The sequence below is a fragment of the Micromonospora rhizosphaerae genome (genome assembly GCF_900091465.1).
In the GTDB taxonomy this organism is placed as follows: domain Bacteria; phylum Actinomycetota; class Actinomycetes; order Mycobacteriales; family Micromonosporaceae; genus Micromonospora; species Micromonospora rhizosphaerae.
In genome coordinates this window covers 6,264,388-6,279,942 of sequence record NZ_FMHV01000002.1, presented here as the reverse complement: position 1 = coordinate 6,279,942, position 15,555 = coordinate 6,264,388, and the positions used below count along the sequence as shown (strand labels likewise).

Below are 15,555 nucleotides of genomic sequence, written 5' to 3'. Positions count from 1 at the left end.
GGTGGCCGGTTTGGCCTACTGCCGGTGGTCGACCAGGTCGATGAGCTGCAGGACCACGGCCTCCGGCTCGACGGCTCGGTCGAAGACCGCGACCAGCAGGGTTTCCAGATCGGGGTAGCCCAGCTCCTCCGACAGCCGCAGCAGCGGCAGGTCGCTGGCCAGACCCCGGTTGTGCTTGCGCAGCGCCAGGCCGATGGTGGCCCGGCCGAGGCGTACCTTGTCGGCGATCGAGATCCCCGGCTCGGTGTGGTCGGCGAACCAGCGGCTGATCTGCATCTGGGCGTGCGGCGACTTGACGAACCCGAGCCACTCCCGGCGCGGCCCCCGGGGAGCCACCTCCGCCTCGAAGCCGCTCTCCGCGTCCGACTCGGTGAAGATCTCCACCACGTCGCCCTCCTCCAGCTCGGAGGAGAGCGGTGCCAGCCGCCCGTTGATCCGCGCCGCCAGGCAGTGGTCGCCCCGGTCGGTGCCCAGCTCGTACGCCAGGTCCACCGGGGTGGCGCCGGCCGGGAGGACGATCTGCCGGCCGTCGGCGACCACCTGGATCTGCGCCTCGGCCAGGTCGCAGCGCAGCGACTGGAGGAACTGGGCCGGGTCGACGGTCTCCTGCTCCCAGTCGAGCACCCGGCGCAGCCAGGCCAGCTCGTCGGCCCGGTCGGCCGCCCGACCGGCGGCCCGCGGGAAGCGGTAGTGGGCGGCGATGCCGTACTCTGCGGAGCGGTGCATCTCCTCGGTGCGGATCAGCACCTCTACCGTGTGGTCCTGCGGGCCGCAGACGCTGGTGTGCAGCGAGCGGTAGAGGTTGTTCTTCGGCGACGCGATGAAGTCCTTGAACCGGCCGGGGACCGGGCGCCAGAGCCCGTGGACCGCGCCGAGCGCGGCGTAGCAGTCGGTGGCCGGACCGTCCACGATGATGGCGATGCGCGGCAGGTCGAACGGAGCGGCGTGGCCGCCGGCGACGGTGTCCTTCCAGATCGAGTAGAGGTGCCGGGGCCGGGGGGAGACCTCGGCGTCCACCCGACTGCGGCGCAGCGCCACCTTGGTCCCGGCCACCACGTCGTCAAGGTAGGCGTCCCAGCCCGGCCGGTCGTGCACGTGCCGGGCGATCCCGGCGTGCTCCTCGGGCTGCAGGTGCAGCAGCACCACGTCGTCCAGCTCGCGCTTGAGGGTCTGGATGCCCAGCCGGTCGCAGAGCGGGACCAGCACCTCCTGGGTGGCCCGGGCGATCCGCTGCTGGGAGGCGGCGGAGCGGACCCCGAGGGTACGCATGTTGTGCAGCCGGTCGGCCAGCTTGATGATCAGGACCCGGACGTCCTTGCCGGCCGCAATGATCATCTTGCGGATCGTCTCCGCCTCGGCGGCCTTGCCGTAGAACGCCTTGTCGAACTTGGTCACCCCGTCGACCAGGTGGGCCACCTCGCGGCCGAAGTCCTCAGCCAGCGCCTGGAGGGTGTAGCGGGTGTCCTCCACGGTGTCGTGCAGCAGCGCGGCGACCAGGGTGGTGGAGTCCATGCCCAGCTCGGCGCAGATCCGGGCGACCGCGAGCGGGTGGGTGATGTACGGCTCGCCGCTCTTGCGGAACTGGCCGCGGTGCATGTTCTCCGCGATGGTGTAGGCCCGGCGCAGCACGGAGGCGTCGGCGCTGGCGTGGATCCCCCGGTGGGTCCGGATCAGCGCGCTGACCGGGTCGGCGTCGGTGGTGGGCCAGGTGAGCAGGGAGCGCAACCGGCGGGTCAGCGGCAGCTCGCCGGAGTGGGTCGGAAGGGCACCCCCCAGGGCGGCGCCGCGTCCGGCGTCGACGTCCACCTGGGACACCTCCTCACCCCGGCCCCTCGGTCGCCCTCCCCGGCGATCGGGAGCAGGCCCGCGAAACGGGCAGGACTGCACTCCGTTAACAGCCTAAGGGAGTAGACGTAGTCCGATCGGTCACATGGTCATGAGCGTTCGGTCGAGAATGGGTGGGACGCGGCGTTCTCCGCCTTGGTCAACAGGTCGCGGAACCGGCCCGCGCCGGTGACCGGCGAGGCCCAGCCGGAGGAGGCCTCCACCAGCCGGGTCTCCCGGCGCTCCAACCAGGACAGGATGCGCTCGGACTCCTCGGCGGAGGCCCGGGGGACCGGGCCGTGGCCGGGCAGCACGGTCTCGGCGGTCGCCCGGATCGTCTCCAGCGTCCGTCGCGGATGGACGTCGGGCGGCGAGACCCCGGCGCCGGCCAGCCGGCCGTGTCGGACCAGGGCCAGCTCCCAGCCGCCGTGCGGGGCCCGCCGGGCGGCGGCCAGCTCGGCGATCCGGGTCAGCCCGGCCAGCCGCTGCATCCGGACCGTGGCGCGGAGCACCGCGGCGAGCCGGGACCGCACCACCGCCGCCTCCTCGTAGCGCTGGTCGCGGGAGAGCACCTCGATCCGGGTCAGCAGCGCGTCCACCACCACCTGCGGGTCGCTGGTGGTCGCGGTGCGGAACGGCGCGGCGGCGCGGTGGTCGTACTCCTCCGGGGTGATCCGGTGCTCGCAGGGCGCCGGGCAGCGACCGAGCTCGGCCAGCGCGCAGGCCGGCATGACCGTGCGCAGCGAGAGCCGGTGGGTGCACTGGCGCAGCGGCACCGCGTCGTGGAACCCCGCCGCGGCCAGCTCGGCGGCCCGGCGGGAGCTGAACGGCCCGAGGTAGGCCTGGTCGCCGGCGGCGAGGCTGCGCACCACCGACAGCCGGGGGTACGTCTCGTCGGTGAGCTTGAGCCAGACCACCCGCTCCGGGTACTTGGAACGGCGGTTGTACGGCGGGGCGTGCGCGGCGATCAGGCGCAGCTCGCGGACCTCCGCCTCCAACGAGTGGGCGCACTCGACCGCCTCCACCCGCTCCGCGGCGGCGAGCATCTCGGAGATCCGGGCCCGCTTCTCCCCAGCCGTGAAGTAGCTGCGCACCCGGGTGGCGATGTCGCCGGAGGTGCCGACGTAGAGCGGCCGATCGTCGGCGGCCCGGAAGATGTAGACCCCCGGCGCCTTCGGCAGCCCCTCGGCCAGGTGCCGCTTGCGGCGCTGGACGGGGGTGACCGCCCGGGCGAACTCGATCGCGTCGCCCACGGTCTCCACCCGGTGCCCGCCCAGCCGGGCGATCAGCCCGTGCAGCACGTCGACGGTCGCCTTGGCGTCGTCGAGCGCGCGGTGGGTCGGCTGGGTGGCGGTGCGGAAGTAGGCGGCCAGGGTGCCGAGCTTGCGATTGGGCACCTCGTCGCGGGTGAGCACCCGGCGGGCCAGCGCCGCAGTGTCCAGCACCCGGGGGTTGGGCCAGCGGTAGCCGTGCTTGGCGCAGGCGGCCTTGAGGAAGCCGACGTCGTAGGGGGCGTTGTGGGCGACGAGCACGGCGTCGGAGATGAACTCCAGGAAGCTCGGCAGCACCTGCTCGATCGGCGGAGCCGGGATCAGCATGGCCTGGGTGATGCCAGTGAGCACGGTGATGAACGGTGGGATGGGCACGCCCGGGTTGACCAGGGTGGCGAGCACCCCCAGCTGCTCACCGCCGCGCACCTTCACCGCGCCGATCTCGGTGATCCCGCCGCCGTCCGGTGCGCCGCCGGTGGTCTCCAGGTCGACCACCACGAAGGTGGTCGCGTACAGCGGCAGCGCGGGGTCCACGCCCGCGCCCGCCGCCGGGTCCAGACCGGCCAGCGCCTCCTGGACGTACTCCGCTCGTGCCACGCGCGGCACGCTAGCGTCGGGGTCCGACACTCCCGCCCCAGCGGTCCCAGCCGTCACCACCGGCCCTACGATGAGAGATCGGCTCACTCACCGGGCGGTGGGCCCGCACGCGGTGGGAGACTTGCCACATGCCCCTCACCGAGCCGTACGACGACCACCTCCCCGAGGAGGAGTCGGTGGCCGCCGCGCACGCCGGTGGGGACGCCGACGACCCCCGGTCCGCCCAGGAGCCGGCCGTGCCCGAGCCGGAGCCCACGCTGCCCGAGCCGGTCCGGCAGCGGATCGTGGCGCTGACCGCCGCGGTGCTGCCCGGTCTGCCCGCCGACGAGGTGCCGGTCCCGCTGCGCCGGGTGGCCAAGTTCGCCCCCAACCGGCGCGCCCGGCTCGGCGCCCCGGCGATCGCCGCCCAGCTCACCGCCGACCCGCTGTTCCGGCAGCGGGTCACCGCGCGGGTGCTGGCCGATGCCGGCGACCTCGGCGGGGCCGTCGTCGAGGGGACCGCCCCGGCCGCCGCCGACCCGGTCGAGGTGGCCGCGCTGGCCTACCTGGCCCGGCCGCGCGGCTGGCGGGAGCTGATCGAGGCCAGCGGCGCCGCGGTGCGGGCCGAGGCGGACAGCGCGGTGGTGGCCGAGCTGGTCCGCGAGGCCGAGCAGCGGGCCACCAGGGCGGAGCACGACCGGGCGGTGGCCCGGGTCGAGGCGGAGAAGCTCCGCGACGAGCTGGCCCGGGTCCGGGAGGAGCTGGGCCAGCTGCGCGAGGAGACCCGGCAGCTGAGCCGTACGCTGCGCGAGACCCAGGCCCGCGAGCGGCGGGCCAACGAACTGCTCGCCACCGAGCGCGGCCGGGCCGCCCGGGTGGCCGCCGACAGCGAGGCCGAGCTGCGCCGGGCCCGGGCCCGGCTGGCTGAGGCGGAGGCGGCGGCCGGGGTGGCCCGGGCCAGCGCCAAGGAGGCCCGCTCCGTCGACGACGCGAAGCTGTGGCTGCTGCTGGAGACGATCGGGCAGGCCGCCGTGGGGCTGCGCCGGGAGTTGGCGCTCGACCCGGTGGAGAAGCTGCCGGCCGACTTCGTGGCGGACGCCTTCGCCGACCGGTCGGCGGTCACCCCCGCCGGTGCGGCCGCGCGCGCCCGGGACACCGACGACCCGGCCCGGCTCGACCAGCTCCTCGCGCTGCCGAAGGCGCATCTGGTGGTCGACGGCTACAACGTGACCAAGCGCGGCTTCGGCGAGATGTCCCTGGAGCAGCAACGCAAGCGGCTGATCACCGGGCTGGGCGGGATCGCCGCGCAGACCGGCGACGAGGTCACCGTGGTCTTCGACGGTGCCGAGCGGATGCACGGGCTGCCGCCGACCCCGCGCGGGGTGCGCGTCCTCTTCTCCCACAAGGGGGAGACGGCGGACGAGCTGATCCGCCGGCTGGTCCGCGCCGAGCCCCCGGGCCGCCCGGTGGTCGTGGTCTCCTCCGACCGGGAGGTCGCCGACGGGGTACGCCGACACGGCGCGTACCCGCTCGGCGCCGACTCGCTGCTGCGCCGGCTGGCCCGCTCCTGACGCCTCTTGATCGGATTCGGGGCGGCTGCGACCTCGTTGTCCGTTTCTGTCACACCGTTGCACTAGCGTCGATGTGACCGACGGTGGTCGGGCGACGACGACCGCGTCGCGCCCGCCGCCGTGACGCATCAGGAGGCGTTCATGCTCATCGACTGCGACAGGTGCGGGATCCGGGGCGCGGGCTGTTCCGGCTGCCTGGTGACCGCGCTGCTCGACACCGGCTCGCCGGCGGCCGGCCTCGACGCCGCCGAGCACCGGGCGATCGAGGTGTTCGCCCGGGCCGGCTTCGAGGTGGAGGTGCTGCCGCCGGCACCGCCGGTCGGGCCACGCTCCGCCCGCCGTCGCCACGCCGCCTGACCGCGGCGTCGGCACCCCGGCCGCGGCGCCCGTGCCGGGCAAATAGGATGAGCGGTCACGGCGGGAGGAGCGGCGGCATGAGGCGGGTACGGCGCGGCGGGGTGTGGCGGTGAGCCCGCGTGGCTGGGCGGTGCTGACCCTGGCCGGGCTGGTCGTGACGCTGGTCGTCGCCAGCGCCCTGCTGATCCCGTGGCACCGCCCTCCGGCGCCGCGCGCCGACCAGCTCGCCGCGCTGCGGGACCTCCCGGTCGACCAGGTGGCCCGGGGCCGGGCCTTCCACGCCGCGCTGCGCCCCGCCGGATACACCGCGCTGGTGGTCGGGCTGCTGGTGGCCCTCGCCCTCGGGCTGACCCCGCTCGGCAGCCGCCTGGTGGAGCTGGTCGGCCGGCCCCTCGGCGGCCACTGGGCCGCCCAGGCGGTGCTCGGCGGGTTGGCCGTGATGCTCGTCGCCGACCTGCTCACCCTGCCGTTCGCCGCCTGGCGCCACACCGTGCTCACCCGGTACGGGCTGAGCACCCAGGGCTGGGGTGGTTGGGCGGTGGACCTGCTCAAGTCGTACGCGGTCAGCGCGGTCATCGGCGCGCTCGCCCTGCTCGGCTTCTACACCGTCGTCCGGCTCGCCCCGCGCTGGTGGTGGGCGTTCGGCGCGGCCGGCGCGGCGGGGCTGGTGGTGCTGCTGTCGTTCGTGCTGCCGGTGCTGGTGGAGCCGGTCTTCAACCGGTTCACCCCGATGGAGCAGGGCCCGCTGCGCACGGAGCTGATCAGCCTGGCCGCCCGGGACGGGGTGCCGGTGCGGGACGTGCTGGTCGCCGACGCGTCCCGGCGTACCCGGGCGGTCAACGCTTACGTCTCCGGGCTGGGACCGACCCGGCGGGTGGTCGTCTACGACACCCTGCTGCACGAGGCCACCCCGGCCGAGGTGACCAGCGTGGTGGCGCACGAGCTCGGCCACGCCAAGGACCGGGACGTCTGGGTCGGCACGCTGACCGGGGCACTCGGCGCCGCCGCCGCGGTGATCGCGCTCTACCTGATCGGCTCCTGGACGCCACTGCTCCGGCTGGCCGGGGTCGACTCCGTCGCCGAACCGCGCGCGTTCCCGTTGCTGATCGCCCTGATCACGGTCGTCGGGCTGGCCGCCACGCCGGTGCAGGCGCTGGTCTCCCGGCGGGTGGAGGCCCGGGCCGACGCGCACGCGCTCGCGTTGACCGGCGATCCGGAAACCTTCGAGGCGATGCAGCGCCGCCTGGCCGGGGTCAACCTGGCCGACCCTGACCCGCCCCGCTGGGAACGCCTCTGGTCGGCGTCCCACCCGTCCACCGTGGAGCGGATGGCCGCCGCCCGCGCCTACGTCAGGGGAGATCGGTAGATGAGCCGGACGTTGCTGATCACCAACGACTTCCCGCCCCGCCCCGGTGGCATCCAGTCCTTCGTGCACAACCTCGCGGTGCGCCAGCCCTCCGGCTCGCTGGTGGTCTACGCGTCGAGCTGGCGGGGGGCCGCCAAGTTTGACGCCGACCAGCCCTTCGAGGTGATCCGGGAGCGCACCCGGGTGCTGCTGCCCACCCCGCTGATCGCCCGGCGGGCGGCGCGGCTGGCCCGCGCGTACGACTGCGACACGGTCTGGTTCGGCGCGGCGGCCCCGCTGGGGCTGCTCGCCGCGGGCCTGCGCCGCCGGGCCGGGATCCGGCGCGCGGTGGCCCTGACCCACGGGCACGAGGTCGGCTGGGCCGCGCTGCCCGGCGCCCGGACCGCGCTGCGGCGCATCGGCCGGGGCGTGGACGTCACCACCTACCTCGGGGAGTACACCCGGGTACGGCTGGCGCGGGTGCTGGACGGGGTGACCGAGCTGCGCCGGTTGGCACCGGGGGTGGACGTGGACACCTACCACCCGTCGGTGGACGGGGAGCCGGTGCGGATCCGGCTCGGCCTGACCGACCGGCCGGTGGTGGTCTGCGTGTCCCGCCTGGTGCCGCGCAAGGGGCAGGACATGCTCATCCGGGCGATGCCGCAGATTCGCCGTCGGGTGCCGGACGCCGCGCTGCTGATCGTCGGCGGGGGCCCCTACCGGACGTACCTGGAGAAGCTGGCCCGCCAGACGGGGGTGGAGCGGGACGTGGTCTTCACCGGCTCCGTGCCGTCGGCCGAGCTGCCGGCGCACTACGCGGCCGGCGACGTGTACGCGATGCCGTGCCGCACCCGCAACCGGGGCCTGGACGTCGAGGGGCTGGGGATCGTCTACCTGGAGGCCAGCGCGACGGGGCTGCCGGTGGTGGCCGGCGACTCCGGCGGGGCGCCGGACGCGGTCCGGGAGGGGGAGACCGGCTACGTGGTCCGAGGCCGGGACGTCGCCCAGCTCGCCGACCGGGTGGCCACGCTGCTCGCCGACCGGGACCTCGCCAGGCAGGTCGGCGCGGCGGGCCGGGCCTGGGTGGAGAAGGAGTGGCGCTGGGAGACCCAGGCGCAGCGGATGGCGGACCTGCTCGCCGGCTGAGGCGCGACGCCACGAGGCTTGACGGCTGAGGCGCGACGCCACGAGGCTTGACGGCTGAGGCGCGACGCCACGAGGCTCGCCGCCCGGGCCGAGCCGCAGTCGCCGTCACCCAGCTCCGACCGGGCAGCCGGCCGCGTACTTGTCCATCGCTCCTCTTGGAGCTGCCCCGTCTGCGCTACCGCCCCATCGGGGCCGTCGCCCAATTCACGTGTCGCGGACGCCGTCGAGGCGGCGCCCCGTCCGTGCGGGCAGCTCCAAAGGAGACCAGAGCCCGTGCCTGGCTCCGCCGCGGAGCGGAGCGAGGCGACCCGGCCGTGCCCGTCGCGCCGCGTGGATCGCGGGGCGGGCCAGCTCAGGACAGGCGGGCCAGGATCTGGTCGGCGGGGGCCGGGCGGCCGAAGTGCCAGCCCTGGCCGGCGTCGCAGCCGATCGCCCGCAGCCGCTCGGCCTGGTCGGCCGTCTCCACGCCCTCGGCGGTGACGGTCAGGTCCAGGGCGTGGGCCAGCGACACCAGCGAGGCGAGGATCCGCTCGTCGGTGCGGCTGGCCGAGTCGGTCGCCGGGGCGCGCAGCCCGGCCACGAACTCACCGGCCACCTTCAGCTCGGTCACCGGCAGATCCCGCAGGTACGCCAGGTTGCAGTAGCCGGTGCCGAAGTCGTCGATGGCGATCCGGACCCCGAGGTCGGCGAGCACCCGCAGCGCCCGTACCGGCTCCTCGGCGGTGCGCATCAGGGTGCTCTCGGTGATCTCCAGCTGGAGCCGTTCGGGGGGCAGGCCGGTCTGCCGGAGCAGGTCCCGCACCTCCTGCACCAGGCCGGGGCGGTGCACCTGGCGGACCGCCAGGTTAACGCTGACGAACGGGGCGTCGTCGTGCCCCGCCGACCAGCTCTCTGCCTCCCGGCAGGCCTCGGCCAGCACCCAGCCGCCGAGCCGCACGATCAGCTCGGTCTCCTCGGCCAGCCCGATGAAGCTGTCCGGCCGGAGCACCCCGAACTCCGGGTGCCGCCACCGGACCAGCGCCTCCACGCCGAGCAGCGTCCCGTCGCGCAGCGAGGCCAGCGGCTGGTAGTCCAGGTAGAACTCGCCCCGCTCCAGCGCCGTTGGAATGGCCGCCGAGAGGGCGTACCGGGCCAGCTCCCGCCGGTTGCGGTCGGCGTCGAAGAGGGACCATCGGGCCCCGCCGGCCGCCTTGGCCCAGTGCAGCGTGCTGTCCGCGGCCCGCATCAGTTCACCGGGCGAGGTGCCCGCGACCTGACGCTCGACGATGCCGGCGCTGGCGGACACGCTCAGCTCGTGCCCGTCCACGACGGCCGGCTCGCTCACCGCCGCCAGCGCCGCCTCGGCGACCTTGACCACGTCGTCGGTGCAACCGGTCCGCTCGACCAGGATGACGAACTCGTCCCCGCCGAGCCGGGCCACCAGGTGCTCGCCGGCGGCCCGGCGCAGCCGCTGCGCCACGCACACCAGCAGCGAGTCGCCGATCTGGTGGCCGAGGGAGTCGTTGACCACCTTGAACCGGTCCAGGTCGAGCATGCACACTCCGAGCCGGTCGGTGCCCCGGCCGGGCTCCGTGATCGCGGCGGAGAGCCGTTCGGTGAAGAGGGTGCGGTTGGGCAGGTCGGTCAGCGGGTCGTGGGTGGCCTGGTGGCGGAACCGCGCCTCGCTGTCCCGCAGCGCCCGTTCGGCCTGGTTCCGCGCCGTCATGGCGGCTCGGCGGATCGCCTCCTGCTCGTCCAGCGTCCGGTCCCGCAGCGCGCGGGCGTACCCGGTGGCCACGGCCGCCAGCAGTCGGGCCATCCGGTCCTCGACGTCGTCGGCGACCAGCCCGAGGTCACGTACCAGCCGGAGCTGGATGACCTCGATGGTTCGGCCCAGCCCCTCGGCCGAGGCGATGTGCGCCGCCACCAGCTCCGCGCCGACCTGCTGGCCGATGCGCAGGTCGAACGGCTCGGCCCGGAGCGCCACGGCCAGCCGCTCGGTGAGCCGCTGCAGCAGGGCTTCGAGCTGGGCCTGCGTCATCGGCAGGTAGCTCGTCCCGGAGACCGCCTTGGCCCACGCCCGGGCGAAGGTGCCGGGACGGGAGCGGGTCGCCGCGGCGGCCCGCTCACCCACCGAGCCGCCCGACGCCACCCATGAAGACCGCCCGCTCGGCGTTCTCCGCCTGCTCCGGGGACTCCGGACGCCACTGCGGCACCCAGACCACCCCCGGGTCGACCAGCTGGAAGCCGTCGAAGAGCGCGGCCAGCTCGGCGCGGCTGCGGATCCAGAGCTGGTTGTCGGTGCGGCGGTAGACCCGCTCCGCCTCCGCCCGCTCACCCGTCTCGCTGCGGCCGTCGTCGCTGGCCTGCGACATCACCAGGTAGCTCCCGGGCGCCAGGGCCCGGCGCAGCGCCCGCAGGATCTCCGCCGGCCGGTCCGCGTCGGGGATGAAGTGCAGCACCGCCACGATCATCACGGCGACCGGCTGGGTGAAGTCCAGCAGCTTGGTGACCTCCGGATGGCTCAGGATCGCCTCGGGCCGGCGCAGGTCCTCCTGGATCACCGTGGCCCGGTCGTTGCCGCCGAGGATCTCCCGGCTGTGCGCCACCGCCACCGGATCGACGTCGACGTAGACCACCCTGGACCCGGGGTCGATCCGCTGGGCGATCTCGTGCACGTTGCCGACCGTCGGGATGCCGGAGCCGATGTCGAGGAACTGGCGCACCCCGGCGTCGGCCAGGAACTGCACCGCCCGGCGGAGGAACGCCCGGTTGGCCTGCGCCATCAGCGGTGCCTCCGGCACCGCGTCGATCATCGCCCGGGCCGCCGCCCGGTCGGCCGCGAAGTTGTGCGAGCCGCCGAGGTAGTAGTCGTACATGCGGGCCACGCTGGGGCGCTCGATGTCGATCGTGTCGGGTGCCCAGTCCGGCCGCTGCATGCCCTCGCCCCTTTTTGTCAACAGCGCGTGGGGTCGTCGCCCGCGCGGGTCACCGGGTATTCTGCCCGCCCACTGTCACAGTGCAAAGACCACCGTCGCTGCGGGTCGGCTCCGCACCGTACGCGGCCGGAGCCGCCCGGGACGCCGCAGCGGCCCGCGTCCCGTGGACGGGCGCGGGCCGCTCCGGGTAGGCGGTCGGGACCGCCTCAGAACTTGGGGGCGTCCGGCGCCTCGAGCAGGCCGAGCCGCAGCGCGGTCATCAGCGCCTGGGCGCGGTTGGCGGCGCCCAGCTTCTCGTACAGCTTGGAGATGTGCGTCTTGGCGGTCGACTCGCTGACGAAGAGCTGCTTGGCGATGCCCGCCACGCTCATCCCGTCGGCGAGCAGCCGCAGCACCTGCCCCTCGCGGGGGGAGAGCTGCGGGCCGGACGGCGCCAGCCGACGCTTCATCGCCTCGGCGAGGTCCGCCGCGGTGAAGGCGCTGGGGGAGGAGGCGGCGTGCCGGGCGGCGGCCACCACCTCGTCGGCCGGGGCGGTCTTCGGAACGAAGGCGCTCGCCCCCGCCTCCAGGGCCCCGAAGAGCTGGTCGTCGCCGGCGTACATGGTGAGCACGACGATGCCCATCGACGCGCTGGACTTGCGGAGCGCACGGGTGGCCTCCAGGCCACTGCCGTCGGGCAGCCGCAGGTCCATGATCACCACGTCCGGCTGGAGGGCACCGGCCTGGCGTACGCCCTCCGCCGCCGTCGCGGCCTCACCGACGACCTCGAACTGCCGGTCCCGCTCGAACGCGTGCCGCAGCCCCTTGCGGATCAGGTCGTGATCGTCCACAAGGAGGACCTTGGTGCGGGTGGCCGGCGTCGGACTTGTGGTCATCCTCGGGTTACTCCCCTTCTGCTGCTGCGCTGCCGCGCACCTTATCGCGCCGGGGCGAGGAGCCGAGTACCACCGCCACGGTCGTGCCGCTGGGTCGCCGCGGCCTGATCTCCAACCGGCCCCGGATACGTTCCGCCCTCTCGGCCATGATCGCAAGCCCGTAGTGGCCGTCGGAGCGCTGGTCACCGATGCCGTGACCATCATCCGACACTTCAATCTGGGCGTACGGGGGGTCCACCGCACAGGTGACCCACAGATTAGACGCCCCGGCGTGCTTGCGCGCATTGGTGACCGCCTCCTGGGCGATGCGCAGCAGCTCGGCCTCGGTGGCGGCCGGGAGCCGGGCGGTGGACTCGTCCAGGGACAGGTGCACCCGCAGCCCGCCGGAGGCGCCGACGGTGCGCGCGTACTCGGCGATGGCGGCGGCCAGGCCCCCGTGCCGGTCCACCTCGCTGCGCAGCTCGAACAGGCTCAGCCGCAGCTCGGTGATCACCCGGGTCACCTCGCCGCGTAGCGTGCGCAGCGACTCGGCGGTCTCCTCGCTGTCGTCGTGCACGGTGGCCAGGGCGTTGTCGATGCCGTAGCCGACCATCACCAGCTCCTGGGCGACCCCGTCGTGGATCTCCCGAGCCAGCCGCTGCCGCTCCTCGTTGGTGGCCAGCGAGCGGACCTCGTCGAAGAGGAGCGCGGCCTCCAGCCGCAGCGCCGCCGGCCCGGTCAGCGCGGTCACCCGGGACATCACCGGCGGCGGGTAGGCGTGCGGAGTGTCCGCCTCCAGCACCACCAGGCCGACCGTCCGGACGCCGGCGACCAGCGGCACGATCAGCGCGGAGACTTCGCCGCCCCGGTGCGACCGGGCCTGCGAGCGGGACGAGGTCTGCGCCTGCTGGCTGGCCCAGGCGTCGGCGATCGCCGAGTCGGCGTCCAGCGTGGTCTCCCAGTCGACCCGCTCCACCCCGATCTGGGCGAGCACCACCAGCCGGCCGGCGCCGCTGGCGGAGAGCACCGCGCCGCGGTCGGTCTTCGCCACCACCCGCAGCTCCTCCAGCAGATGCTCGGAGATGCCGCCCGGGTCGAGGGTGGCGCCGGGCAGCTGCCGGGCGACCGTGCGCAGCTGGGTCAGCAGGCGGGTGGCCTCCGCGTACGGCTGGGGCTTGCCCTCGCCGCGGACCCGCATCACCCGGTGCAGCGTGCTGGCGGTGTACAGGCCGAGACCGGCCAGGATCAGCCACTTCGCGCAGACCGCGAGGTAGCCGGGCTGGACGAGCTGCCGACCGCCGTCGACCTCGGTGAACGCCGCGCTCATCAGCAGGGTGGCCGCGGTGACCGCGAGCAGCGCGGCGCCCTCCCGGAACCGGCGGCGCAGCGCCGTCACGGTCACCGGCACGGCCAGGTACGGCAGCACCGCCGAGGCGCCCAGCCCGCCCGTCACCCCGGTGAGGTGGGTGTCCGCGGCCACCTGGCTGGCCGCCAGCCCGAGGACCACCACCTCGGCGAACCGGCTGAGCAGCCCGAGCACCCGGTGCTGCGGGGCGAGCACGGCGGGCAGCCCGGCGACGCCCAGCAGGGCGATCCACCAGAGCTGGGGGACGTCGCGGGTGGCGAAAACGGTCAGGACGGCGACCAGCGCGAGCAGCACCACGCGCGCGGCCGCGGCGAGGGGTTGGGTCGGGGGCTGGCTGGGTGTGGAGGCGGGCACGTGACGGATGGTAGTCAGCCGCGGTAGATATCGGCGATCTCCGCCGCGTACGTCTTGTGCACGACCTGCCGCTTGACCTTCAGCGACGGGGTCAGCTCGCCGGTGGCCTCGGTGAAGTCCTGCGGCAGGATCCGAAAGACCTTGATCGCCTCGGCCTTGGAGACCGACCGGTTGGCCAGGTCGATGGCGCTCTGGACGTCCGCCCGCAGCGCCTCGTCCTCGCGCAGCTCGGCGACGCTGGTCGTCTCGGGCCGGCCATGCGCGGCCAGCCACTTCGGCAGCGCATCCTCGTCGATGGTGACCAGCGCCGCGATGAACGGCTGCCGGTCGCCGACCACCAGGCACTGACTGACCAGTGGGTGGGCGCGGACCTGGTCCTCCAGGACGGCCGGGGCGACGTTCTTGCCGCCGGCGGTCACGATGATCTCCTTCGTCCGGCCGGTGATGAGGAGAAAGCCGTCGTTGTCGAGCTGGCCCAGGTCGCCGGTGCGGAACCAGCCGTCCGGGGTGAGCGCCTCGGCGGTGGCCGCCTCGTTGTGCCAGTAGCCCCGGAAGACCAGGTCGCCGGAGATCAGGATCTCGCCGTCGTCGGCGATCCGGATGGTGACGCCCGGCAGCGGGCGGCCCACCGTGCCGATCCGGGTGCCGCCGGGCAGGTTCGCGGCGGCGGCCGGGGAGGTCTCGGTAAGGCCGTAGCCCTCCAGGATCGTCACCCCGATGCCGCGGAAGAAGTGCCCGAGCCGGGCGCCGAGCGGCGCGCCGCCGGAGATCGCGTCGCGGCAACGGCCGCCGAGGGCGGCGCGCAGCTTGCGGTAGACCAGCCTGTCGAAGACCGCGTGCTGGGCGCGCAGCGCCAGGCCCGGCCCGTCCGCGGTCTCCAGCGCCTCGCTGTACGCGATCGCCACCCGCTCGGCCCGGTCGAAGATCTTGCCCTTGCCGTCCGCCTCGGCCTTCTGCCGGGCGCCGTTGTAGACCTTCTCGAAGACCCGGGGCACGGAGAGCACGAAGGTCGGCTTGAACTCCTGGAGCTGGCCAACCAGGTCCTTGGTGTCTGCGCAGTGCGCCATGGTGGCCCGGGCCTGCACCACGCCGATCTGGATCAGCCGGGCGAAGGCGTGCGCGAGCGGCAGGAAGAGCAGGGTCGAGGCGCCCGGTCGGAAGAGGTTCGGCAGCACCGGCACCGCGTTGGCGATGTCCGCGTACATGTTGCGGTGGGTGAGCACGCAGCCCTTGGGCCGGCCGGTGGTGCCGCTGGTGTAGATGATGGTGGCGAGGTCGGCGGCCTTCACCGCCTTGCGGCGTACCTCGATCTCGACCGGGTCGACCGACTCGCCGGCGGCGACCAGCTCGTCCACGGCGCCCAGCTCGATCTGCCAGACCTGGCGCAGCTCCGGCAGCCGCTTCCGTACGCCGGCGACCAGGGTGGCGTGGGCGTTGCTCTCCACCACCGCGGCGACCGCCCCGGAGTCGGCGAGGATCCAGGCGGCCTGTTCGGCGCTGGAGGTCTCGTAGATCGGTACGGTCACCGCGCCGGCCGCCCAGATGGCGTAGTCGAGCAGCGTCCACTCGTAGCGGGTGCGGCTCATCAGCGCGACCCGGTCGCCGGGGGAGATGCCGGCGGCGACCAGGCCGCGGGCCACCGCGATCACCTCGTCGCGGAACTGCCGGCAGGTCACCTCCGCCCAGCTGGTGCCCTCCGGGCCGGTGCCACTGGGCCGGGCGAACTGCACCGCGTCCGGGGCGACCTCGGCGTTGTCCCAGACCGGGTCGGTCAGGTTGGCCGCGTCGCCGACAGTGACGATCGGCGGAACGGAGAACTCGCGCACCTGCACTCCCTCGTGCTCGCACTGGCCGGGGCCCGCCGTGGGTCGGCTCTGTCGAAACCTACCCGCCCGTCCCGATGCGTGAGGGAGGGAGGTTGCCCGCCCGGCTGGTGGGACGCCCGCGCGCCGCGCGGGGGGTCGCCGCCGGGT

At 74.4% G+C, this 15,555-nt stretch carries 11 protein-coding genes; 4 read left to right on the top strand and 7 right to left on the bottom strand.

Features of this window, described 5'->3' with window-relative positions; genetic code table 11:
- Nucleotides 1-15 precede the first annotated feature (15 nt).
- Together GA0070624_RS29530 and GA0070624_RS29525 are read right to left on the bottom strand one after the other, a co-directional pair.
- Nucleotides 16-1,806, bottom strand: a complete 1,791-nt coding sequence (locus tag GA0070624_RS29530) for a RelA/SpoT family protein (protein ID WP_091346308.1) — start codon at nucleotides 1,804-1,806, stop codon at nucleotides 16-18.
- Between the two features lie 128 nt (nucleotides 1,807-1,934).
- Entirely contained in the window at nucleotides 1,935-3,692 is a 1,758-nt protein-coding gene (locus GA0070624_RS29525) for a DEDD exonuclease domain-containing protein (protein ID WP_091346307.1), read from the bottom strand.
- A gap of 128 nt (nucleotides 3,693-3,820) precedes the next feature.
- On the opposite strand from GA0070624_RS29525, the gene GA0070624_RS29520 reads away from it, so the two are divergent.
- The 4 genes from GA0070624_RS29520 (at nucleotide 3,821) to GA0070624_RS29505 (ending at nucleotide 8,090) form a co-directional block, all read left to right on the top strand.
- Nucleotides 3,821-5,242, top strand: coding sequence for an NYN domain-containing protein (locus GA0070624_RS29520; protein WP_091346305.1), 1,422 nt, complete (start codon nucleotides 3,821-3,823; stop codon nucleotides 5,240-5,242).
- Between the two features lie 141 nt (nucleotides 5,243-5,383).
- Complete coding sequence (locus GA0070624_RS29515) at nucleotides 5,384-5,599, top strand: hypothetical protein (protein ID WP_091350086.1); 216 nt, start codon at nucleotides 5,384-5,386, stop codon at nucleotides 5,597-5,599.
- Nucleotides 5,600-5,708: 109 nt separating this feature from the next.
- The gene (locus GA0070624_RS29510; RefSeq protein ID WP_091350083.1) at nucleotides 5,709-6,965 is read left to right on the top strand and encodes a M48 family metallopeptidase; all 1,257 of its coding nucleotides are present in this window, start codon (nucleotides 5,709-5,711) and stop codon (nucleotides 6,963-6,965) included.
- Complete coding sequence (locus GA0070624_RS29505) at nucleotides 6,966-8,090, top strand: glycosyltransferase family 4 protein (protein ID WP_091346303.1); 1,125 nt, start codon at nucleotides 6,966-6,968, stop codon at nucleotides 8,088-8,090.
- Nucleotides 8,091-8,442: 352 nt separating this feature from the next.
- Here the strand turns inward: GA0070624_RS29505 and GA0070624_RS29500 are convergent, their stop codons facing one another.
- From GA0070624_RS29500 to GA0070624_RS29480, 5 genes are all read right to left on the bottom strand, one after another.
- Entirely contained in the window at nucleotides 8,443-10,110 is a 1,668-nt protein-coding gene (locus GA0070624_RS29500) for a putative bifunctional diguanylate cyclase/phosphodiesterase (protein ID WP_176732066.1), read from the bottom strand.
- Nucleotides 10,111-10,195: 85 nt separating this feature from the next.
- The gene (locus GA0070624_RS29495) at nucleotides 10,196-11,008 is read right to left on the bottom strand and encodes an SAM-dependent methyltransferase (protein ID WP_091346301.1); all 813 of its coding nucleotides are present in this window, start codon (nucleotides 11,006-11,008) and stop codon (nucleotides 10,196-10,198) included.
- Nucleotides 11,009-11,214: 206 nt separating this feature from the next.
- Nucleotides 11,215-11,883, bottom strand: coding sequence for a response regulator transcription factor (locus GA0070624_RS29490; protein ID WP_007072219.1), 669 nt, complete (start codon nucleotides 11,881-11,883; stop codon nucleotides 11,215-11,217).
- A 7-nt stretch (nucleotides 11,884-11,890) separates the two neighbouring features.
- A complete protein-coding gene (locus tag GA0070624_RS29485) occupies nucleotides 11,891-13,582 on the bottom strand; it encodes a sensor histidine kinase (RefSeq protein ID WP_091346298.1) in 1,692 nt (563 codons plus the stop codon).
- Nucleotides 13,583-13,596: 14 nt separating this feature from the next.
- The gene (locus tag GA0070624_RS29480; protein WP_091350074.1) at nucleotides 13,597-15,408 is read right to left on the bottom strand and encodes an AMP-dependent synthetase/ligase; all 1,812 of its coding nucleotides are present in this window, start codon (nucleotides 15,406-15,408) and stop codon (nucleotides 13,597-13,599) included.
- Between the last annotated feature and the right edge of the window lie 147 nt (nucleotides 15,409-15,555).